We start from the raw sequence: 17032 nt of genomic DNA on the forward strand, positions 1-17032 counted from the left end.
GCGCTACTTTACTTGAACGGGAAGCCGAGCTCGCGCAGGAGCTTGCGGCCCTCCTCGTCGTTGGTAGCGGTGGTCACGACGGTGATGTCCATACCGCGCGGGCGGTCCACCTTGTCGATGTCGATCTCGTAGAACATGGTCTGCTCGGTGAGACCGAAGGTGTAGTTGCCGTGGCCGTCGAACTGCTGGTCGGAGAGACCGCGGAAGTCACGAATACGCGGCAGCGCGATGGTCAGCAGGCGGTCCAGGAACTCCCACATGCGGTCGCCGCGCAGGGTAACGCGTGCGCCGATGGGCATGCCCTCACGGAGCTTGAAGTTAGCGATGGACTTCTTAGCGCGACGCACCTGCGGCTTCTGGCCGGTGATAGCGGTAAGGTCCTCGAGAGCGCCGTTGATCATCTTGGAGTCGCGGGCAGCGTCGCCCACGCCCATGTTGACAACGACCTTGGTGACGCCCGGAATCTGCATCACGTTGTCGTACTTGAACTCGTCGTTCAGAGTCTTCTTGATTTCCTCGCGGTAGCGGGTCTTCAGACGCGGAGTGTAGTTCTCGCTCATGTTAGATGTCCTTCCCGTTGCTACGTGCGATGCGGACCTTCTTGCCGTTTTCGTCGAAACGGTAGCCCACGCGGGTCGGGTTGCCCTCGGAGTCAACGATCGCAACGTTGGACACGTGGATCGGAGCTTCCTGGGTAACGATTCCGCCGGACTCGGCGCCACGCTCGGTAGCGGAGTTAGCAACGTGCTTCTTGACGCGGTTGACGCCCTCAACGAGGACCTTGTCGCGCTTCGGGTATGCCTCGATGACCTTGCCCTTCGCGCCCTTGTCCGGGCCCGAAATGACGATCACCATATCGCCCTTATGAATCTTCATAAGATTAGATCACCTCCGGTGCGAGAGAAACGATCTTCATGAAGCGCTTATCACGAAGTTCGCGAGCAACCGGGCCGAAGATGCGGGTACCGCGCGGCTCATTGTCGCCCTTGAGAATAACTGCGGCGTTTTCATCGAATGCGATGTAGGAGCCGTCCGGGCGACGGGTCTCCTTCTTGGCACGGACGATGACGGCCTTGACGACATCGCCTTCCTTCACGTTGCCACCCGGGGTGGCTTCCTTGACAGTGGCAACGACAACGTCACCAATGCCAGCGAAACGTCGAACGGAGCCGCCGAGAACGCGGATGACGAGGAGCTCTCGTGCACCGGAGTTGTCGGCGACGCGCAGACGCGATTCTTGCTGAATCACTATGGGTCTCCTGACCTGGATTAACGTGCGTCAAGATTTCCGTCCTTGACACACCTGGTCTACTTGCTTGCGTGGCATAGGCTGTGCGACGAACTCGCTGTTCACAGCGGTCGAAGGGTCTCGGTGTGGCGATTCGGAAACGCATCGCGCTGCACCGACCGACCATATGCAACCCATACATTCAAGCATGTCCCCCACTGTTTCCCCAAATCGCGCACCCCACTGTTTCCCCGCCCCCACAGAACTTCCCATCCTCCCAAACCCAAATGTGCAGACCCGGAAGTGCAGAGGCGCTGGTGGACGTCGTCAAGCGCACGCGCAGTGCTTGGCGACGACCGTGCTGTACTTCCAGGTCTGCACTTATGGAATCGGCGGACGGAGGCTCTAGGCCTTCTCCGCCGAAGCGGCGGTGGTGGTAGCCGCAGGTTTCGGCTTCGGGTCCACGGTGAGTAATGCATCCCCGAAGGTGATTTCCGCACCGGTGGCATAGGCCGGGAGGACTGGGCCCGTCTTCTTCGAGTTGGATACCACCACAGGTGTTGTCACCGGGTAGTCCGCCGCCTTGATGGCGGCGATATCGAACTCGCAGAGGAGGTCACCGGCCTTGACCTCATCGCCCTTGGAGACGTGCGAGGTAAAGTGCTCGCCCTTCAGGTTCACGGTGTCGAAACCGATGTGCATGAGGATGTCAACGTTGTTGCCGTCGGCATCCTTTCCGCGCACGGCATAGGCGTGCTTGGAGGGGAAGGTGACGGTGACCTTGCCAGCAATCGGGGAGACGAGGCGCCCCTCGCTCGGCTCGATGGCCGCGCCCGCGCCCAGCTTGCCGGCGGCAAACATCGGGTCGGAGACCGATTCCAACGCGATGGCCTTTCCGGCCAGCGGGGAGGCCACGCGGTAGGCATTCGGATCAGCGGTGGCGGCAGGAACCGCCCCTCCTACGTTGGCGTTGGCGGTACCGACCTCATCGGGATCGATGGAGCCGTTCTTGGAGATGAGGTAGCGGCCATATACAAAGGCCACGCCGAAGGAGAGGATGAGGGAGACGAAGGCGCAGATGAAGAACTGCGTGTAATCCTCCGGGCGCATTGAGACGAAGCCGATGAAGCCGGCGGCGCCGAGGGCGGTAGCTTTGACGTCGAGAAGCGCGATGAGCGTCGAGGCCACTGCGGACGCGCCCATGCCGATGTAGAACGGCCAGCGCAGGCGAAGGTTCACACCGAAGATGGCGGGCTCGGTAATGCCGAAGAGCGCGGAAACACCCGAGGCGCCCGACAAGCCCTTGAGCTTCTCCGACTTGGCCAGGAAGTAGACCGCCAAGGCCACGCCACCCTGAGCAATGTTGGCCATGGAGGCCACCGCGAAGATGAAGGAACCGCCCTCGTTCCACAGCATCGTCTCAATCGGCGGGAAGGACTGGTGGAGGCCGGTGATAACGATCGGCGAGTAGAACAAACCGAAGATGAAGCCGCCCACCGGGCCGGCAAAGGTATAAAGATCGTTGAGACCAGCGCCAAGCATGTCGCCCGCCGTGCGCAGAATAGGACCAACCGCGATGAAGGTGATAAAACCCGTCACCAGCAACGTGAGCAGCGGGGTGAGCATGAAGTCCACGGTGCCCTTGAGGTGCTTGTGCAGGAATCTCTCAATCGTGGCCAGAATCCACGCGATGACCAGGATCGGCAGGATGGAACCCTGGTACCCTGCCTGGGCAACATCGAGGCCGAAGATGTTCCAGTAGGACATCTCCCCCGCCTCGATGGTCGCGGCCACCTGATAGCCGTTCACCAGGTCCGGCATCACCATGGCCATGGCCATGCCCGCACCGAGGAACTCGTTGCCGCCGAAGCGCTTGGTGGCGGTGAAGCCCACCAGGATGGGCAGGAAAGCAAACGGCGCGGAGGCCAGGAGGTTGATGAGCCCGGCGACATCCGCCATGGCCGGGAACATCTCGATGACGGATTGCTCGCCGAACAGCCCGTTGGCGGTCAGCACATTGTTGAGCGCCATGAGCAGACCGCCGCCGACCAGAATCGGGATGAGCGGCACGAAGATATCCGCGAGGACCTTCACCGCCCGGGAGAACCAATTGCCGGAGTCGGCGGCGATGTCCTTGAGCTTGTCAGTAGAAACTGCGATATCCTTCGAGGTCATCGCGTTGATCTGGTCGAATACGATGTTGACATCGCCCGGACCGACGATGACCTGGAACATGCCCCCGGCCTCAAAGATGCCCTTGAGGTCCGGATCGTTTTCTAGTGCGGCCGTATCGACTTTTTTACTGTCTTTCAGCACCATGCGCAGGCGGGTGGCGCAGTGCGCGAGCGCCACAATGTTGTCTTCGCCGCCGATTGCTTTGAGTGTTCGCGCCGCGACCTGTTTGTGATCCATACCGGCGTGCCTCCTCGGAGAGTGAGATGAATTAAATAGCGTCACCTCCCATTAGACACGTTACCCAACATAAAGCCAACCATTCGGGCGCAAATATAGGAAAATTCACACCCTACCGGGCTTCCCAGCCGCGCCAGCGAGCGTCACCGGCACCAAAGACTGCCGACGCCCCCGCAATCCGCCCATCGCCCGCAAAGACCTCCACCGCGCAGCCATCAGCGATGAGCTCCAGTGTTCCTGCCGGACACGGCACGACGCGTTCATCTTCGCCAGACGTGAGCCGCAGCTCTCCCCCGCCGTAAGCTACGAGGAAGGCGGTGGCATCGGAGGCGTCGACAAGCGCATAAGTGCCCTCCCCAGCCTGCAGCGTGGCCACCGAACCGAACCCCTCTCGCGCCGGCCCCGTCGGCGCAGACCCTAGCGACCACAGCGGTGCCTGGCGCAACCAGCCATCCTCCAGCCAGACGCGCCGCGGAAGCGTCAGCGTATGCACCCAGCCCTGGGCGACAGTCGGGGTGTCATCCTGCGCGGGCAGCCCCATCCACCCCAGCATGATGGCCTCGCCATCCTTCTCCACCAGCTGCGGCGCATAGAACTGGTGGCCATAGTCCACCTCGCTGAAACCGCGCTCCACGTGGAAAACCGTGCTCTCAAGCCGGCCCACGAGGTAGCCGCACTGGTCGGAGGAGGCGTAGTGCGTGGCGTTACCGCGCACGGGATCTAAACCTTGTGGGCAGATGACCAGGACGTCCTTGTCCTCCCCCGTGGCGCGGTCCCGCAGCGTGAGCAAATTCGGGCATTCCCACATGTAGCCGCCCGGCACCAGGTCGGGGCTCAGGCCCGGCTCAGCGCCTGAGGTGTCAAAGGTGAGCGCACCCTTAAAAGACCACTGCGCCAAGTCCGTGGAGCGATAGAGCACCACGTGCCCGGTTTCATCCTCCGCCTGGGCGCCGAGCACCATACGCCAGCCGTCCTTGTCGCGGGTGATCTGGGGATCGCGGTAATGCCCGGTGAAACCTGCGGCGGGCCCGTCGATGAGCGGGTTCGCGGCGTCGTGCTCATAGAAGCCGCCTTCCGGACCGCCGGCATCAACCGCGCGGACACGGTTCTGCGAGGGAATCCGCACGCCATCGCGCTTGAGGTTGCCGGTATAAAACAGCCAGACATCCTCGCCGTCGACCACCGCGCCACCGGAATAACAGCCGTGGGCGTCGTGCTCACGGATGGGATAGAGCGCGTCCGGGAAGTGCCGCCAGGGCTGCGGCTCGCTCAGGGAAGTCACGGCGTGCCCCCAGCCCGTCTGCTTCGGCGCGTGTGGGAAGCAGGGGTCGTGCTGATAGTAAACGTGCAGGTTATCGCCGTCGAAGAAGACCCCGTTTGGATCGTTAAGGCGACCAGACGGCGGGGAGAGATGGAAGTGCGGACGGTAGTTCATGCTCCCGATAGTATGGGCTCTATGGACATTATGGTGTGTGGCGAAGGCCTCGTTGACCTCGTTCCGCGCGGACGCGGGGGGCTGGCGGATCTCACCCCAGCGTTGGGCGGCGGCCCCTTCAACGTGGCGGTCGCGGCGGGTCGTTTGGGCGCAAGCGTGGGTTTTCAATCGCGGCTTTCGCGGGATGCATTCGGGCAGGCGCTCGTGGAGCGCCTACATAAAGAAGGAGTGGATACCTCGCTCGTGCAGCGCGGTGACGAGCCCACAACGCTGGCGGTCTGCAACATCGGGGAGGACGGCTCGGCCACCTACTCCTTCTATACGGAGGGCACGGCGGACCGGCTGGTGGAGCCTGTGCTTGCTGACGTCCCCTGGGCCTGCTTCGGCACCGTCTCCCTCGCCCTGGAGCCGGGCGCATCCCGCTATGCCGAGCTGCTCCAGGAGCTTGCGGCGCAGGGCACGAAGGTGGCGCTGGATCCGAACATCCGCCCCTTCTTCGCCACCCCGGCGCACCGCGAGTTTTTGTTGTCCTTGCTGCCACACGTCACGCTGTTGAAGCTGAGCGAGGAGGAGGTTGAATTCCTCGGTGAGGACGCACTTTCGCAGGTGCCCGTGGTCGTGACCACGCGTGGCGCCGAAGGTCTGAGCGTGCGCACGGACTCGGTGTCGCTGCAGGTCCCGCCGGTTACGGTGGAGGTGGCGGACACCATCGGCGCGGGCGACACGGTGATGGCCGCGCTCTTAAGACAGTTGGTGGAGCGGGACATTAGCGCTTTGAGCGTCGAGGAGTGGCAGGAGATCCTGCACTTTGCGGCGACGGCCGCAGCCATTACTGTTTCCCGCACGGGCGCGCAGCCGCCCACGCTTTCTGAGGTGGAGGAACTACTATGAGCTATCCCCTGCGCACGACCGGGCTCCACGGCCTGCTCTTCCTCGTGGTGACGGTGTCCTTCATTTTGCCCGTCGTCTTCGGCACGGGCGCGCTTCTGCCGGTGCCAGCTGCGGTGGTGCTGTCGGTGCTGTTGGGAGGCGCCGCGCTTGTCGACGCCTCCTACCACGCCTTCTCCCCCGCCCAGCGCCCCACCCGGGGGCTGCGCGCTATCTCCGCGCTGGGCGCGGTTGCGCTCATCGCGGGCTGGCTGGTGTGGCTCAAGGTCTTTCGCACCGTCGACCTGGCCAGCGCCGCGCCCTACCGTATCGGCACGTTTCTTCTCGCGGTGGGCGCGGTGCTCAGCGTCTTTAGCATCGCTATCGCGCTCACACACCGGCGGGTGCGCTAAAGAATATCTGCCGGTATGTAGGGCATGCGCAGCGTGCCCATCGGGACACTCACATCGCTTTGCCAGAATCCGCTCGTGGCATCGATCGGCAAGGTGGCCTTCATTCCTTCGTAGCCGTCCCACAAATCCCCATTGCCGACTATTCCGATGCATTCCTGGTTTGCACGAACCTCCACCTCACCCGGCCTGCCGCTCTTGGTACCGCTCAACGTGGTGGGCGCGTCCAAGGCCAGGACCCACACCTCTTCCGAGGCATATTCGGGCAAGACGATGCCGGGCTCTCCACCGTCGAGGTCGCCTGCTTTTGCCCTGTGTACGGTACCCGAAACAGTGGAGGGAACATCGGCAGGATTGCCCTCGCTGCGGACGCGATCCTTCCGGTACACGCACTTGTCAATGCCGCTGGCGGCGGAGGTGCCCGCGCCGTCTTTAGCTACATCTTGTGCGTTGGGCGTCTTCGCGCCGTCAGCCGAGCCAAAATCAGCGGAGCCAGGTGTATAGCCGGCTGGTAGCGTCGGGTTGGGTCCGGCCGCTTCGATGCTCGGTTGTGGGTGCGCGTCCTCTTCCTGGGCCTCCTCCGTGGCTGAATCAGCGACGTCGACAGCATCTACGGTGGAGGCGTCGGAAGCGACAGGTGCAGGCTCCTCCGCGGTGCAACCGACTAGGGCTGCAACAGAGGAAGCGCAGACAAGGGTAAACAGAGAGCGAGAGAACGCGGACATAGAGAGTTTGGCCTTTCAGGAGATGAACGGCCTTACCCTAACACGTTTTCGCAGCTTAATCCCCATAACTGGAGACCGCTCCCCTGACAGGCTGGTGTCTCTGGCGTGCTGGATGCGGAAGTGAAGAGCGCATAAAAATGGCCCCCACGTAAACCGTGGGGGCCATTGATTGATATCGAGGAGGGCTAGATTTTACTTAGCCTTCTCCACGATCTCAACGAGACGGAAGTGCTTGTCCTTGGACAGCGGGCGAGTCTCGGCGATGAGAACGCGGTCGCCGATGCCGGCGGTCTCGTTCTCGTCGTGCGCCTTAACCTTCTTGTTAGTGCGCATAATCTTGCCGTAGAGGGCGTGCTGCTTGCGGTCCTCGAGCTCGACAACGATGGTCTTGTCCATCTTGTCGGAGACAACGATGCCGGTGCGGGTCTTGCGAGCGCCCTTTTCCTTCTTAGTGTTCACGTTTGCCTCACTCATGATTAAGCCTCAGCTCCCGGAGCAACGGACAGGCCCAGCTCGCGCTCGCGCAGAACGGTGTAGATGCGGGCGATGTCGCGCTTAACCGTGCCGATGCGGCGGTTGTTGGTCAGCTGGCCAGTGGCCTTCTGGAAACGAAGGTTGAAGAGCTCTTCCTTCGCATCCTTCAGGCGGGTTTCCAGCTCAGCGTTGTCGAGCTCACGGAACTCGTGGGCGGGGGTACCGGTAGCCATTAGAACTGGTCCTCCTTCTTGATGATGCGGACCTTGCACGGAAGCTTCTGGCCAGCGCGGCGCAGGGCCTCGATGGCAACTTCGTCGTTCGGGTAGGTCATCTCGAAGAGGATGCGGCCCGGCTTAACGTTGGCAACCCACTTCTCGACGGGACCCTTACCGGAACCCATACGCACGCCGAGCGGCTTCTGGGTCAAGGGGCGGTCCGGGAAGATGTTGATCCACACCTTGCCACCGCGCTTAACGTGGCGGTTGATGGCAATACGTGCGGCCTCAATCTGGCGGTTGGTGATGTACGCCGGCTCGAGAGCCTGGATGGCGTAGTCACCGAAGTTGATGCGGTTACCGCCCTTGGACACACCCGAGCGGGTCGGGCGGTGCTGGCGACGGTACTTGACGCGCTTAGGAATCAGCATGGATTAGCCCTCCTGCTTCTGCTGTGCGCGCTGACGACGCTGGCCACCACGGCGCGAGCGACCGTTACGGTCACCGCGGCCACGGCCCTGCGCCGGAGCGTTCAGTTCGGACTCGCGCACGCCACCGACAACGTCACCCTTGTAGATCCACACCTTGATGCCGATGCGGCCGAAGGTGGTGTGGGCCTCTGCGGTGCCGTAGTCGATTTCGGCGCGAAGAGTGTGCAGCGGAACGCGACCCTCGTGGTAGCGCTCAACGCGAGACATTTCTGCACCGCCCAGGCGGCCGGACAGCAGAATCTTGATGCCCTTGACCTGCGGCTGGCGCATAGCGGACTGGATAGCCTTACGCATTGCACGACGGAATGCGACACGGTTAACCAGCTGCTCCGCGATGGACTGTGCAACCAGGGTTGCGTTGGCGTCAACCTGCTTGACCTCGAGAATGTTGAGGGCAACCATCTTGCCGGTGAGCTTCTCCAGCTCGCGGCGGATGCGGTCAGCCTCAGCGCCGCGGCGGCCAATCACGATGCCCGGGCGGGCGGTGTGAATGTCCACGCGGACGCGGTCGCGGGTGCGCTCGATGACGACGTCGGCAATGCCGGCGCGGTCGAGGCCCTTCTCCAGGTACTCGCGGATCTTGATGTCTTCGGCTACGTAGTTTGCGTAGTCCTTATCGGCGTACCAGTGGGTCTTCCAGTCGGAAGTGATGCCCAAACGTAGGCCGTGAGGATGGATCTTCTGGCCCATTACTTGGCCCCTTCCTTCTGGCTCTCGACAACCACGGTGATGTGGCTGGTGCGCTTACGAATCATGAATGCGCGGCCCTGTGCGCGCGGCTGGAAACGACGCATGGTCGGACCCTCGTTAGCGTATGCCTCGGAGATGACCAGGGTGCGCGGATCCAGGCCGAAGTTATTCTCAGCGTTGGCAGCTGCGGATGCAACGACCTTGGCAACCGGCTCAGCGGCGCCCTGCGGAGCGTACTTCAGGATTGCAAGTGCCTCGGCTACGGACTTACCGCGGACCAAGTCGATGACGCGGCGTGCCTTCATCGGGGTAACGCGGACGTAGCGAGCCGTTGCGGATGCGGAGGTGATGGTGTCACTCATCGCTTATCGACGTCCCTTCTTGTCGTCCTTGACGTGACCCTTAAAGGTCTTGGTGGGTGCGAACTCACCGAGCTTGTGACCAACCATGGAGTCCTCAACGAACACCGGCACATGCTTGCGGCCGTCGTGGACGGCGAAGGTGTGACCGATGAAATCGGGCAGGATGGTGGAGCGGCGAGACCAGGTCTTGATGACCTGCTTGGTGCCGGCCTCGTTCTGAGCATCAACCTTGTTGAGGAGGTGCTCATCGACGAACGGGCCCTTCTTAAGGCTGCGTGGCATTGTTTACCTCCTCTTAGCGCTTCTTGTTCGGGCGACGACGGCGCACGATCATATTGTTCGAGTAACGGTTCGGGTTGCGGGTGCGGCCTTCCTTGTGGCCCCACGGCGACACCGGGTGGCGACCACCCGAGGTCTTACCCTCACCACCACCGTGCGGGTGGTCGACCGGGTTCATAACGACACCGCGGACGGTCGGGCGGACGCCCTTCCAGCGCATACGGCCGGCCTTGCCCCAGCGGATGTTCATCTGGTCAGCGTTGCCAACCTCACCGACGGTGGCGCGGCAACGGATGTCGACGCGACGGATCTCAGAGGACGGCATACGCAGGATGGCGTACTTGCCCTCCTTACCCAGCAGCTGGATGGAGGCACCAGCGGAGCGAGCCAGCTTAGCGCCAGCGCCCGGCTTGAGCTCCACAGCGTGGATGGTGGTACCGGTCGGGATGTTGCGCAGCGGCAGGTTGTTGCCAACCTTGATATCTGCGTTCGCACCAGCCTCAACGATGGCGCCCTGCTTCAGGCCCTTCGGGGCGATGATGTAGCGCTTCTCGCCGTCTGCGTAGTGCAGGAGGGCGATGTTAGCGGTACGGTTCGGGTCGTACTCGATGTGAGCGACCTTTGCGGGGATGCCGTCCTTGTCGGTACGACGGAAGTCGATGAGACGGTAACGGCGCTTGTGGCCACCGCCGATGTGGCGGGGGGTGATGCGGCCGTAGTTGTTACGACCACCAGTCTTGCTCAGCGGGCGCAGCAGGGACTTCTCCGGGGTCGAGCGAGTGATTTCCTCGAACTCGGACACGGAGGATGCGCGGCGACCCGGAGTTGTCGGCTTGTACTTACGAATAGCCATAATTCTTCCTTTTCCTTTCGGCTCTTCGGTGGGGCTTAAGCGCCTGCGCCGAAGACGTCGATGGAGTCGCTGCCTTCACGGAGCGTCACGTAGGCGCGCTTGGTGGACTTACGCTGACCGAAACCGGTGCGGGTGCGCTTGCGCTTGCCTGCACGGTTCACGGTGTTCACGGAAGCAACCTGCACGCCGAAGATCTGCTCGACGGCATCTTTAATCTGGGTCTTGTTGGAGTCCGTGGAGACGTAGAACGTGTACACGTTCTGCTCCATGAGGCCGTACGACTTCTCGGACACAACCGGTGCGATGATGACGTCGCGCGGGTTAGCGAGCTTAGCCATTACTTCTCCTCCTTAGCTTCCTCGGCAGCGCCGGTAGCGCGCTCGACGAAGGTGTGCAGAGCCTCAACGGAGAACACAACGTCGTCCGAGTAGAGGACGTCGTAGGTGTTCAGCTGACCGGCGTCCAGGATCTGGACGTTCGGCAGGTTGTTGGCGCTGCGGCGAGCATTGATGTCCTCGCGGCCGATGACCAGAAGAACGTTCTTGCGGTCGGTGAGGCGCTCGATGAAGGCCTTGGCCTGCTTGGTGGACGGGGTCTGGCCCGGGACGAGCTCCTCGATGACGTGGATGCGCTCGTTACGTGCACGGTCAGACAGTGCGCCGTAGAGAGCAGCCTTGATCATGCGCTTCGGGGTGCGCTGGGAGTAGTCACGCGGGACCGGGCCATGCACGGTGCCGCCGCCGGTGTAGTGCGGAGCACGGATGGAACCCTGGCGGGCGCGGCCGGTGCCCTTCTGGCGGAACGGCTTGCGACCACCACCGCGGACCTCGCCGCGGGTCTTGGTCTTGTGGGTACCCTGACGAGCGGCGGCGAGCTGTGCGTTGACAACCTGGTGCATCAGAGCAATGGATGCCTCGGTGTCAAAGAGCTCGGCCGGCAACTCAACGGTGCCGTTGGTCTTACCGTCAGCGGTCTGGACGTCTAGCTTGAGGTTGCTCATGCGTGTGCACCGCCCTTCACTGCGGTCTTAACGGTGACGAGGCCACCGCGCGCACCCGGGATAGCACCCTTGATGAGCAGCAGGTTGGACTCGGCATCAATCTTCTGAATCTTCAGGTTCTGGGTGGTCACGCGGTCCTGGCCCATGCGGCCAGCCATGCGCTTACCCTTGAAGACGCGGCCCGGGAACGAAGCGCCACCGATGCCACCAACGCGGCGGTGAGCAGCCTGGTTACCGTGGGCAGCGCCCTGGCCTGCGAAGCCGTGGCGCTTCATGGCGCCGGCGTAGCCGTGACCCTTGGTGGTGCCGGTGACGTCAACGAAGGTCACGCCCTCGAAGATGTCCACCTTGACCTCCTGACCGACCTCGTATGCGGAGGTATCGTCCATGCGGATCTCAGCGACGTAGCGGCGCGGGGTCACGCCAGCCTTCTTGAAGTGACCAGCGGCCGGCTTGTTGGCCTTGCGCGGGTCCTTCTCGCCGAAGGCAATCTGGATGGCGTTGTAGCCATCGGTTTCCTTGGTACGGATCTGGGTAACCACGCACGGGCCAGCCTCGACGACGGTCACCGGCACAACGCGGTTCTCCTCGTCGAAGACCTGGGTCATGCCGAGCTTGGTGCCCAGAATTCCCTTGATCTCGTTTTCACTCATTGTTTGTTCTCCACCAAATACGTTGTGTCGATCGCTTACTGAATATTCACGTCGACGCTTGCCGGAAGGTCGATGCGCATCAGGGCGTCAACGGTCTTCGGGGTCGGGTCGAGAATGTCGATGAGGCGCTTGTGAGTGCGCATCTCGAAGTGCTCGCGAGAGTCCTTGTACTTGTGCGGAGAACGAATAACGGCGTATACGTTCTTCTCGGTTGGGAGCGGCACCGGGCCGACAACACGAGCACCCGTACGGGTAACGGTCTCGACGATCTTCTTAGCAGAAGCGTCGATGGCCTCGTGGTCGTAGGCCTTCAGCCGAATGCGGATTTTTTGTCCCGCCACGCTTATCCTCTTCCTCGCTTCCCCACTTTCACATACCCGGCCTATCCGGGGCGTGAAGCGGTGGGAAATTGCTTCTCGATTTCTCTATAACGTTGTCCGGGCTGGAAGCCATGGCTCAACGCCAGTTGTCTGACTGTCATGACGACCACGAGAGTGACTTAAGGCAAAGCCCAGAGTGCAGTGCTCGTGACGGGGTACAAGACCCGTAGTCAAAGTAAATAGGAAGAAGACTGGGGCGTTAGATCTCAACGATCCGCAACCAAAGTCTTATTCATATACTGCCGCTGTTTATTTGCCATGCCCCTTCTCCGGTCCATCTTCTCGGGGTGCCTCTGCTCAAGCGCGGACCTAGCCCGATCGGATGACCTTCGCGTGCAGCTCTGGAATGAACTCCACAACAAAGGTGTCATGTTCGCCTTACCAGCAACAACGCCCTACAAGCTTGCGCCTGCGGCTACGTTGCTGTGTTAAAGCAACCCCTGTATTTAAGCACGTAACCTCGCGTTTTCCAAACTCCTGCCGAAACAGTGGGTAACATCACGTTTTGGGCAAGGATTGCCTCCCCGCCGCCCCACGTTATGCGTTCGGCGATAAGCTCGTGACGTAGGTACCAACTACACAATGAAAAGGATTGAGCATGGCTGAGAACACCACCCCCAAGGACGTTGCCGAGCAGAACACTCAGGCTGGCGACGCCACCCCGGCACCCGCACCGGAGCGCAACAAGAACCTGGAGACCGACTTCGGCACCACCCGCATCGATGACGTCGTCGTGTCCAAGATCGCCGGAATCGCCGCCCGCGAGGTTTCCGGTGTCGCGGCCCTCGGTGGCGGCGGCGCCCGCATGATGGGTTCCATCCGTGAATCCTTCGGCGCTTCCGAGGACGTGCGCCAGGGCGTCACCGTCGAGGTGAACAACGGCACCGCTTCCATTGATATCGCCATCATCGCCGAGTACGGCGTGGCCATCCACGAGCTCGCCGAGGCCATCCGCCGCAACATCATGAACGCGGTCGAGCGCATGACCGGCCTGAGCGTGGACCGCGTTGACGTCGTCGTCCACGACGTCAAGCTGCCGAAGGAAGAGCAGGATTCCACCGAGTCAGCCCCGGCGGTTACCCAGGGCCAGGCATAACGTGGCCCCTGCCGAGCTGACCCCCTCCATCGCGCAGTCCATAGTGGCGGCGGTGACGGATCTGAGGGGCGTCGCCAAGCTCTCGCCCGGCCGGTTCGGGGAGGTCGCGCTCCTGTTTCCCGGTGAGCGCATACACGGCATCCGCCGCCCCACCCCGCAGGATGACACGCACCTGGAGCTGCACGTCGTCGTTGATGTCAGCGCCGGCGTTCCGCTCGCCGAGCTTGGCGCCGTCATCCGCACCACCGTCCGCAACACCTGGCCCGCGGCGCGCCGCGTGGACGTTGTCTTCGACGACGCGGTGTAGAGGAACCGACACACAGAACTAAAGGAAAACCATGAAGAACTACACCTCCCTCGGCGTGATTGCCGGCTTGGTTCTGGCCTTTTTCATCTACCTCGGCGTGTGGTACGTCGCGCTGGCGGTGCTGCTCGCCGCGGTCGGCGGCGTCATCGGCGCGCATTTCGACGGCCGCATTGACCTCACCGCGGTGTGGAAGGGCGTGGTCGGCCAGGATAGAGGCCGAGGCTAGTGCGCACCGATTCTACCGGGGTCGCCCTCGCCGGGCGGACCCGCTTTTCCCTGCGTGCGATGGAAAAGGTCATCAGCGCCGCCATTGCGAGCGTGCCGGGAACCGCGGCTGTCGACGCTAAGTTAGCCGGCCTCGCCGGCCGCGCCTTTCCGCGTGTGATGGCGCAGATGGACCCGGATACACAGATGGTGGCGGTCGACGTCGACATCGCTGTGTACTGGCCCTCCCCCGTCACCGCAGTGGCGAAGGCCGTCCGCACGACGATTCGGGAAGCCGTCCGCGATTTCACGGGCTTTCGTACCACCCGCGTCAACGTGACGGTCGCCGGCGCGGTCGCGGGCGAGCGCACGACCGCACTGGCGGTCGACACCCGCGCGCCGCTAACCCCGCAGATTCCAGCGATTGTTCCGGAACGTGCCCTGAAGCCGGTAGAGGTCTCACCGCACGCAAAGGTTCACCAGGTTGCGGTCCCCTCACCGGTGACGGTACGCGCGGTGGCGGTGCCGGAGGCGGTGAAGGTGAGGGGCGTCGGCAAGCAAGCGGACGTTGAGGTGCGCACGGAAGGTTTCGGCCCTGGCGAGCACCGCTACGACGAGCTGCGCCCTGTTCGCACAGCCCCGCCGCAGCCGCTGCGCGCTGTCGCCACCCCCGCGCCCGTGGCCGTCCGTTCCGTACCGGCTCCGCGGGAATTCGCGCTGCGCCGCGTTGAGGCTCCCCGCCCCGTCCAGCCGCGGCGGGTTCAGGTCCCGCAGGCTGCTCCCCTACGCACCCCGCACGCCGAGCCGCTCCAGCTACGCCCCATTGAGATTCGGCCTTCCGCCGAGTTCACACGCCGGGTCGACATTCCACGGCCGACGCCGCTGCGTGCCATCACTATCCGCGAAGGAGTCCATCATGAGTGAGAGCTCCCTTCCCGTTGGCTTTGGCCAGCGCCCAAAGGCATCCCCGCCGGCGCGCGGGTGGACCATCATCGTCGGCATTCTGCTGCTCGCCGCGGCCGTCGTCGCGGGGCGCGAAGCCTGGGTCGTGGGTGCCAAGGAGGGCGGTGTCTCGTGGCTACAGCCATTCATCGACGTGATGTCCACGCCGACTGTCGACACCTGGATGCTGATAGCCGGGGGCGTCGCCATCGTTGTCGGGTTGATTCTGCTGTGGGCGGCGTGCGCGCCGCGCAAGGCCCTGCACGTGCAGATCGGTTCCGACGAGGCGTCGATGTGGCTGCGCGCGGTGGACATTGCCCGCGTGGCGTCGGCAACGGCGCGTCGGGTGCCGGGAACCGTGGCGGCGCGGAGTCGGGCGAAGATTTCACAAGGCCGCTCTCAGATCACGGTGACCGCGACGGGCGATACTGACGACGCCCAGCTCAAGGCCCGCGTCACTGAAGCCGTAACGGCGGCGCTTGCGGCGATTACCCCGCCCCCAGACATCACCGTGGTGATTGAAAATGATGAGGAGGTTGCCAATGTCTAAGACGCTCGCAGGTATAGACCGCACGATTCTCGCTGTCTTGGGGCTCCTGCTCATTGCGTTGGGCGCGTGGCCGATTCTTATACACTTCGAGGTCCCCTTCGCCACATATTTGGCGTCCTGGGTGGACCACGATACGTGGGCTGGTTTGCCGGAACAGTCATGGTGGCCGTATGCGCTGTGCTTGGCGACGATCATCTGCAGCCTCGCCGGCCTGTGGCTCGTCATTAGCAACCTGCGGCACCATCGGTTTAACGCGGTGCCCTCGGATGCCTCCGATGAGGAAGGCGCGATTAAAACGGAGATGTCTGCGATTGCGGGTGCGGTGGCGGATACCCTCGCGGCGGTAGAAGGCGTTGAGAAGGTTTCGCGGCTCGTGGCCTATGACCGCTCGCGGCCGACGCTGCAGTATGAAGTGTTGGCGGATCCTGATACGCCCTTGCTGCGTATCAAGGACGCCATTGAGGTTAATGACAGTGACTTCCGCGCGGCGTTCCCTGGGATGGATGTGGATACGCGGTACAAGGTCCACTTCACGAAGGTCCAGTCCGCCTAAGCGCAGCGCGCGTTGAGCCTTTAAGCCCCTCACCTGAGGGGCTTTTCTCGTTTCGTCCCTCCCCACAGCTGCCGTTCCCCCAACCAATCCCTTTCCCTGCCCTTAGTCGGCGTTAACCCCGCCTCTGAGCAGGAATTTTGCCCGTTCCGGTTGCGGGGCCCACGGTGCTGTTTTAGTCTCTGTGCTCATGGGGGATATCGAAACCTACATCCGCCTACGCAACTCGGGGATTGCGCTGGTGGAAAACATTCCTGGCTCACCCGACGAGCTCCGCGCGCTCGGCGCTTCTGCTTCCGATGCTGCCGAACTAGCACGCCTTAACCAGGTTTACTTCGGCCCCACCCGCTTCAGCGGCAAACAACGCAAAGCCCGTACCGCAGCCCTTCAACAACGCCACAGCCTCGGCACCCTCACACTCATCGAGTCCTACACCGCAAAAGTCAAGAAAACCCTCGACGCCTGGAACCTGCGAATCAAACTCGCAGGAACACCCGCACACCGCATCCCCACCGTCGCCGCCACACGACTGAAAGAACTCCGCTCCAAACGCATAGCCAAACCAGGCGTGCGCATCACCTACCGTGCACAAGGCCCCAACACGCTCTCCATTACTGACGACGCCACCACCATCGCCAACATGCGCGGCGTACTCGAATCCACCAACACCACCGACCTGCTTCAAGCCGCCAACGACATCTTCTTCAAAGAAGCAGGCGGTTCTAAACCTGCGGTGCGCACCCAAGTCATCGTCACCCTCAACGAGCTCGACCAAATCATCAACGGCGACGGGGACGACATCGAACTCAACCTCACCAACGGCGGGCGCATGACCGGGGCAGAATTCCTCACCCACAAATTTGCCGAGATTGGGTATGCCACCATCGTGCACCCTCTTGAAGGACC

General features: G+C 62.7%; 25 protein-coding genes and 1 pseudogene. 9 read left to right on the forward strand and 17 right to left on the reverse strand.

Translation table 11 applies throughout. The annotated features are described in order from the left end of the window. Positions 1-8 precede the first annotated feature (8 nt). The 5 genes from rplE to HMPREF2822_RS04920 all read right to left on the reverse strand — a co-directional run bounded on the left by rplE (position 9) and on the right by HMPREF2822_RS04920 (position 5075). Positions 9-560 (reverse strand): 50S ribosomal protein L5, encoded by a 552-nt coding sequence (gene rplE / locus HMPREF2822_RS04900; protein WP_070521728.1) that lies wholly within the window; start codon positions 558-560, stop codon positions 9-11. 1 nt (position 561) lies between these two features. After that, complete coding sequence (gene rplX / locus HMPREF2822_RS04905; RefSeq protein ID WP_005527724.1) at positions 562-876, reverse strand: 50S ribosomal protein L24; 315 nt, start codon at positions 874-876, stop codon at positions 562-564. Between the two features lie 4 nt (positions 877-880). Beyond that, positions 881-1249, reverse strand: coding sequence for a 50S ribosomal protein L14 (rplN, locus tag HMPREF2822_RS04910; RefSeq protein ID WP_070521731.1), 369 nt, complete (start codon positions 1247-1249; stop codon positions 881-883). A 384-nt stretch (positions 1250-1633) separates the two neighbouring features. Then, complete coding sequence (locus HMPREF2822_RS04915; RefSeq protein WP_070521734.1) at positions 1634-3640, reverse strand: sucrose-specific PTS transporter subunit IIBC; 2007 nt, start codon at positions 3638-3640, stop codon at positions 1634-1636. A 112-nt stretch (positions 3641-3752) separates the two neighbouring features. Beyond that, positions 3753-5075 carry a glycoside hydrolase family 32 protein gene (locus tag HMPREF2822_RS04920; RefSeq protein ID WP_070521737.1) on the reverse strand — a complete coding sequence of 441 codons (1323 nt, stop codon included), beginning with the start codon at positions 5073-5075 and terminating at the stop codon, positions 3753-3755. 21 nt (positions 5076-5096) lie between these two features. Here HMPREF2822_RS04920 and HMPREF2822_RS04925 point away from each other — a divergent pair, with 21 nt between their 5' ends. Both HMPREF2822_RS04925 and HMPREF2822_RS04930 read left to right on the forward strand, forming a co-directional pair. Further along, positions 5097-5966: a carbohydrate kinase family protein gene (locus tag HMPREF2822_RS04925; protein WP_070521802.1), complete on the forward strand. Its 870-nt coding sequence runs from the start codon at positions 5097-5099 to the stop codon at positions 5964-5966. Further along, complete coding sequence (locus HMPREF2822_RS04930; protein WP_070521740.1) at positions 5963-6355, forward strand: hypothetical protein; 393 nt, start codon at positions 5963-5965, stop codon at positions 6353-6355. Before HMPREF2822_RS04925 ends, HMPREF2822_RS04930 begins: the two co-directional genes overlap by 4 nt. On the opposite strand, the gene HMPREF2822_RS04935 is transcribed toward HMPREF2822_RS04930, so the two are convergent. The 12 genes from HMPREF2822_RS04935 to rpsJ form a co-directional block, all read right to left on the reverse strand. Then, complete coding sequence (locus HMPREF2822_RS04935) at positions 6352-7077, reverse strand: hypothetical protein (protein WP_070521743.1); 726 nt, start codon at positions 7075-7077, stop codon at positions 6352-6354. The two genes, HMPREF2822_RS04930 and HMPREF2822_RS04935, sit on opposite strands and share 4 nt — an antisense overlap. 192 nt (positions 7078-7269) lie before the next feature. Beyond that, positions 7270-7551 carry a 30S ribosomal protein S17 gene (rpsQ, locus tag HMPREF2822_RS04940; protein ID WP_070521746.1) on the reverse strand — a complete coding sequence of 94 codons (282 nt, stop codon included), beginning with the start codon at positions 7549-7551 and terminating at the stop codon, positions 7270-7272. Between the two features lie 2 nt (positions 7552-7553). Beyond that, the gene (gene rpmC, locus HMPREF2822_RS04945) at positions 7554-7784 is read right to left on the reverse strand and encodes a 50S ribosomal protein L29 (RefSeq protein ID WP_005276944.1); all 231 of its coding nucleotides are present in this window, start codon (positions 7782-7784) and stop codon (positions 7554-7556) included. Beyond that, positions 7784-8200: a 50S ribosomal protein L16 gene (rplP, locus tag HMPREF2822_RS04950; RefSeq protein ID WP_070521748.1), complete on the reverse strand. Its 417-nt coding sequence runs from the start codon at positions 8198-8200 to the stop codon at positions 7784-7786. The genes rpmC and rplP overlap by 1 nt, the downstream gene beginning before the upstream one ends. A 3-nt stretch (positions 8201-8203) precedes the next feature. After that, positions 8204-8950 (reverse strand): 30S ribosomal protein S3, encoded by a 747-nt coding sequence (gene rpsC / locus HMPREF2822_RS04955; protein ID WP_070446580.1) that lies wholly within the window; start codon positions 8948-8950, stop codon positions 8204-8206. Further along, on the reverse strand, positions 8950-9312 hold the full coding sequence (rplV, locus tag HMPREF2822_RS04960) for a 50S ribosomal protein L22 (protein ID WP_010189645.1): 363 nt from the start codon (positions 9310-9312) through the stop codon (positions 8950-8952). The genes rpsC and rplV overlap by 1 nt, the downstream gene beginning before the upstream one ends. Before the next feature lie 3 nt (positions 9313-9315). Further along, positions 9316-9594 (reverse strand): 30S ribosomal protein S19, encoded by a 279-nt coding sequence (gene rpsS, locus HMPREF2822_RS04965; RefSeq protein ID WP_010189646.1) that lies wholly within the window; start codon positions 9592-9594, stop codon positions 9316-9318. 13 nt (positions 9595-9607) lie between these two features. Next, the gene (gene rplB, locus HMPREF2822_RS04970; protein WP_070521750.1) at positions 9608-10444 is read right to left on the reverse strand and encodes a 50S ribosomal protein L2; all 837 of its coding nucleotides are present in this window, start codon (positions 10442-10444) and stop codon (positions 9608-9610) included. A gap of 35 nt (positions 10445-10479) precedes the next feature. Next, positions 10480-10782, reverse strand: a complete 303-nt coding sequence (gene rplW, locus HMPREF2822_RS04975; protein ID WP_070521753.1) for a 50S ribosomal protein L23 — start codon at positions 10780-10782, stop codon at positions 10480-10482. Beyond that, entirely contained in the window at positions 10782-11444 is a 663-nt protein-coding gene (gene rplD, locus HMPREF2822_RS04980) for a 50S ribosomal protein L4 (protein WP_010189650.1), read from the reverse strand. The genes rplW and rplD overlap by 1 nt, the downstream gene beginning before the upstream one ends. Next, on the reverse strand, positions 11441-12097 hold the full coding sequence (gene rplC, locus HMPREF2822_RS04985; RefSeq protein ID WP_070521756.1) for a 50S ribosomal protein L3: 657 nt from the start codon (positions 12095-12097) through the stop codon (positions 11441-11443). The genes rplD and rplC overlap by 4 nt, the downstream gene beginning before the upstream one ends. Before the next feature lie 35 nt (positions 12098-12132). Then, positions 12133-12438 carry a 30S ribosomal protein S10 gene (gene rpsJ, locus HMPREF2822_RS04990; protein WP_003848085.1) on the reverse strand — a complete coding sequence of 102 codons (306 nt, stop codon included), beginning with the start codon at positions 12436-12438 and terminating at the stop codon, positions 12133-12135. A 637-nt stretch (positions 12439-13075) separates the two neighbouring features. Between rpsJ and HMPREF2822_RS04995 the strand changes: the two genes are divergently transcribed. From HMPREF2822_RS04995 to HMPREF2822_RS13655, 7 genes and pseudogenes are all read left to right on the forward strand, one after another. Then, positions 13076-13573: an Asp23/Gls24 family envelope stress response protein gene (locus HMPREF2822_RS04995; RefSeq protein WP_070521759.1), complete on the forward strand. Its 498-nt coding sequence runs from the start codon at positions 13076-13078 to the stop codon at positions 13571-13573. Between the two features lie 52 nt (positions 13574-13625). Beyond that, the gene (locus HMPREF2822_RS05000; RefSeq protein WP_232755593.1) at positions 13626-13880 is read left to right on the forward strand and encodes a hypothetical protein; all 255 of its coding nucleotides are present in this window, start codon (positions 13626-13628) and stop codon (positions 13878-13880) included. Positions 13881-13911: 31 nt separating this feature from the next. Beyond that, positions 13912-14106 carry a hypothetical protein gene (locus HMPREF2822_RS05005; RefSeq protein WP_010189668.1) on the forward strand — a complete coding sequence of 65 codons (195 nt, stop codon included), beginning with the start codon at positions 13912-13914 and terminating at the stop codon, positions 14104-14106. Next, positions 14106-15008 (forward strand): Asp23/Gls24 family envelope stress response protein, encoded by a 903-nt coding sequence (locus tag HMPREF2822_RS05010; protein ID WP_070521765.1) that lies wholly within the window; start codon positions 14106-14108, stop codon positions 15006-15008. The genes HMPREF2822_RS05005 and HMPREF2822_RS05010 overlap by 1 nt, the downstream gene beginning before the upstream one ends. After that, entirely contained in the window at positions 15001-15576 is a 576-nt protein-coding gene (locus tag HMPREF2822_RS05015) for a DUF6286 domain-containing protein (protein WP_070521769.1), read from the forward strand. Before HMPREF2822_RS05010 ends, HMPREF2822_RS05015 begins: the two co-directional genes overlap by 8 nt. After that, the gene (locus HMPREF2822_RS05020; RefSeq protein WP_070521772.1) at positions 15569-16129 is read left to right on the forward strand and encodes a hypothetical protein; all 561 of its coding nucleotides are present in this window, start codon (positions 15569-15571) and stop codon (positions 16127-16129) included. The genes HMPREF2822_RS05015 and HMPREF2822_RS05020 overlap by 8 nt, the downstream gene beginning before the upstream one ends. A gap of 187 nt (positions 16130-16316) precedes the next feature. Then, a pseudogene (locus HMPREF2822_RS13655) lies at positions 16317-17032 on the forward strand (HNH endonuclease); the annotation flags it as partial.

The organism is Corynebacterium sp. HMSC062E11, from assembly GCF_001811845.1.
Lineage (GTDB): Bacteria > Actinomycetota > Actinomycetes > Mycobacteriales > Mycobacteriaceae > Corynebacterium > Corynebacterium hesseae.

Bases quoted from the DNA above. Each gene is read 5' to 3' on its own strand.
- rplE (WP_070521728.1), bottom strand. From the start codon at position 560: ATGAGCGAGAACTACACTCCGCGTCTGAAGACCCGCTACCGCGAGGAA.
- rplX (WP_005527724.1), bottom strand. From the start codon at position 876: ATGAAGATTCATAAGGGCGATATGGTGATCGTCATTTCGGGCCCGGAC.
- HMPREF2822_RS04915 (WP_070521734.1), bottom strand. From the start codon at position 3,640: ATGGATCACAAACAGGTCGCGGCGCGAACACTCAAAGCAATCGGCGGC.
- HMPREF2822_RS04920 (WP_070521737.1), bottom strand. From the start codon at position 5,075: ATGAACTACCGTCCGCACTTCCATCTCTCCCCGCCGTCTGGTCGCCTT.
- HMPREF2822_RS04925 (WP_070521802.1), top strand. From the start codon at position 5,097: ATGGACATTATGGTGTGTGGCGAAGGCCTCGTTGACCTCGTTCCGCGC.
- HMPREF2822_RS04930 (WP_070521740.1), top strand. From the start codon at position 5,963: ATGAGCTATCCCCTGCGCACGACCGGGCTCCACGGCCTGCTCTTCCTC.
- HMPREF2822_RS04935 (WP_070521743.1), bottom strand. From the start codon at position 7,077: ATGTCCGCGTTCTCTCGCTCTCTGTTTACCCTTGTCTGCGCTTCCTCT.
- rpsQ (WP_070521746.1), bottom strand. From the start codon at position 7,551: ATGAGTGAGGCAAACGTGAACACTAAGAAGGAAAAGGGCGCTCGCAAG.
- rpmC (WP_005276944.1), bottom strand. From the start codon at position 7,784: ATGGCTACCGGTACCCCCGCCCACGAGTTCCGTGAGCTCGACAACGCT.
- rplP (WP_070521748.1), bottom strand. From the start codon at position 8,200: ATGCTGATTCCTAAGCGCGTCAAGTACCGTCGCCAGCACCGCCCGACC.
- rpsC (WP_070446580.1), bottom strand. From the start codon at position 8,950: ATGGGCCAGAAGATCCATCCTCACGGCCTACGTTTGGGCATCACTTCC.
- rplV (WP_010189645.1), bottom strand. From the start codon at position 9,312: ATGAGTGACACCATCACCTCCGCATCCGCAACGGCTCGCTACGTCCGC.
- rpsS (WP_010189646.1), bottom strand. From the start codon at position 9,594: ATGCCACGCAGCCTTAAGAAGGGCCCGTTCGTCGATGAGCACCTCCTC.
- rplB (WP_070521750.1), bottom strand. From the start codon at position 10,444: ATGGCTATTCGTAAGTACAAGCCGACAACTCCGGGTCGCCGCGCATCC.
- rplW (WP_070521753.1), bottom strand. From the start codon at position 10,782: ATGGCTAAGCTCGCTAACCCGCGCGACGTCATCATCGCACCGGTTGTG.
- rplD (WP_010189650.1), bottom strand. From the start codon at position 11,444: ATGAGCAACCTCAAGCTAGACGTCCAGACCGCTGACGGTAAGACCAAC.
- rplC (WP_070521756.1), bottom strand. From the start codon at position 12,097: ATGAGTGAAAACGAGATCAAGGGAATTCTGGGCACCAAGCTCGGCATG.
- HMPREF2822_RS04995 (WP_070521759.1), top strand. From the start codon at position 13,076: ATGGCTGAGAACACCACCCCCAAGGACGTTGCCGAGCAGAACACTCAG.
- HMPREF2822_RS05005 (WP_010189668.1), top strand. From the start codon at position 13,912: ATGAAGAACTACACCTCCCTCGGCGTGATTGCCGGCTTGGTTCTGGCC.
- HMPREF2822_RS05015 (WP_070521769.1), top strand. From the start codon at position 15,001: ATGAGTGAGAGCTCCCTTCCCGTTGGCTTTGGCCAGCGCCCAAAGGCA.
- HMPREF2822_RS05020 (WP_070521772.1), top strand. From the start codon at position 15,569: ATGTCTAAGACGCTCGCAGGTATAGACCGCACGATTCTCGCTGTCTTG.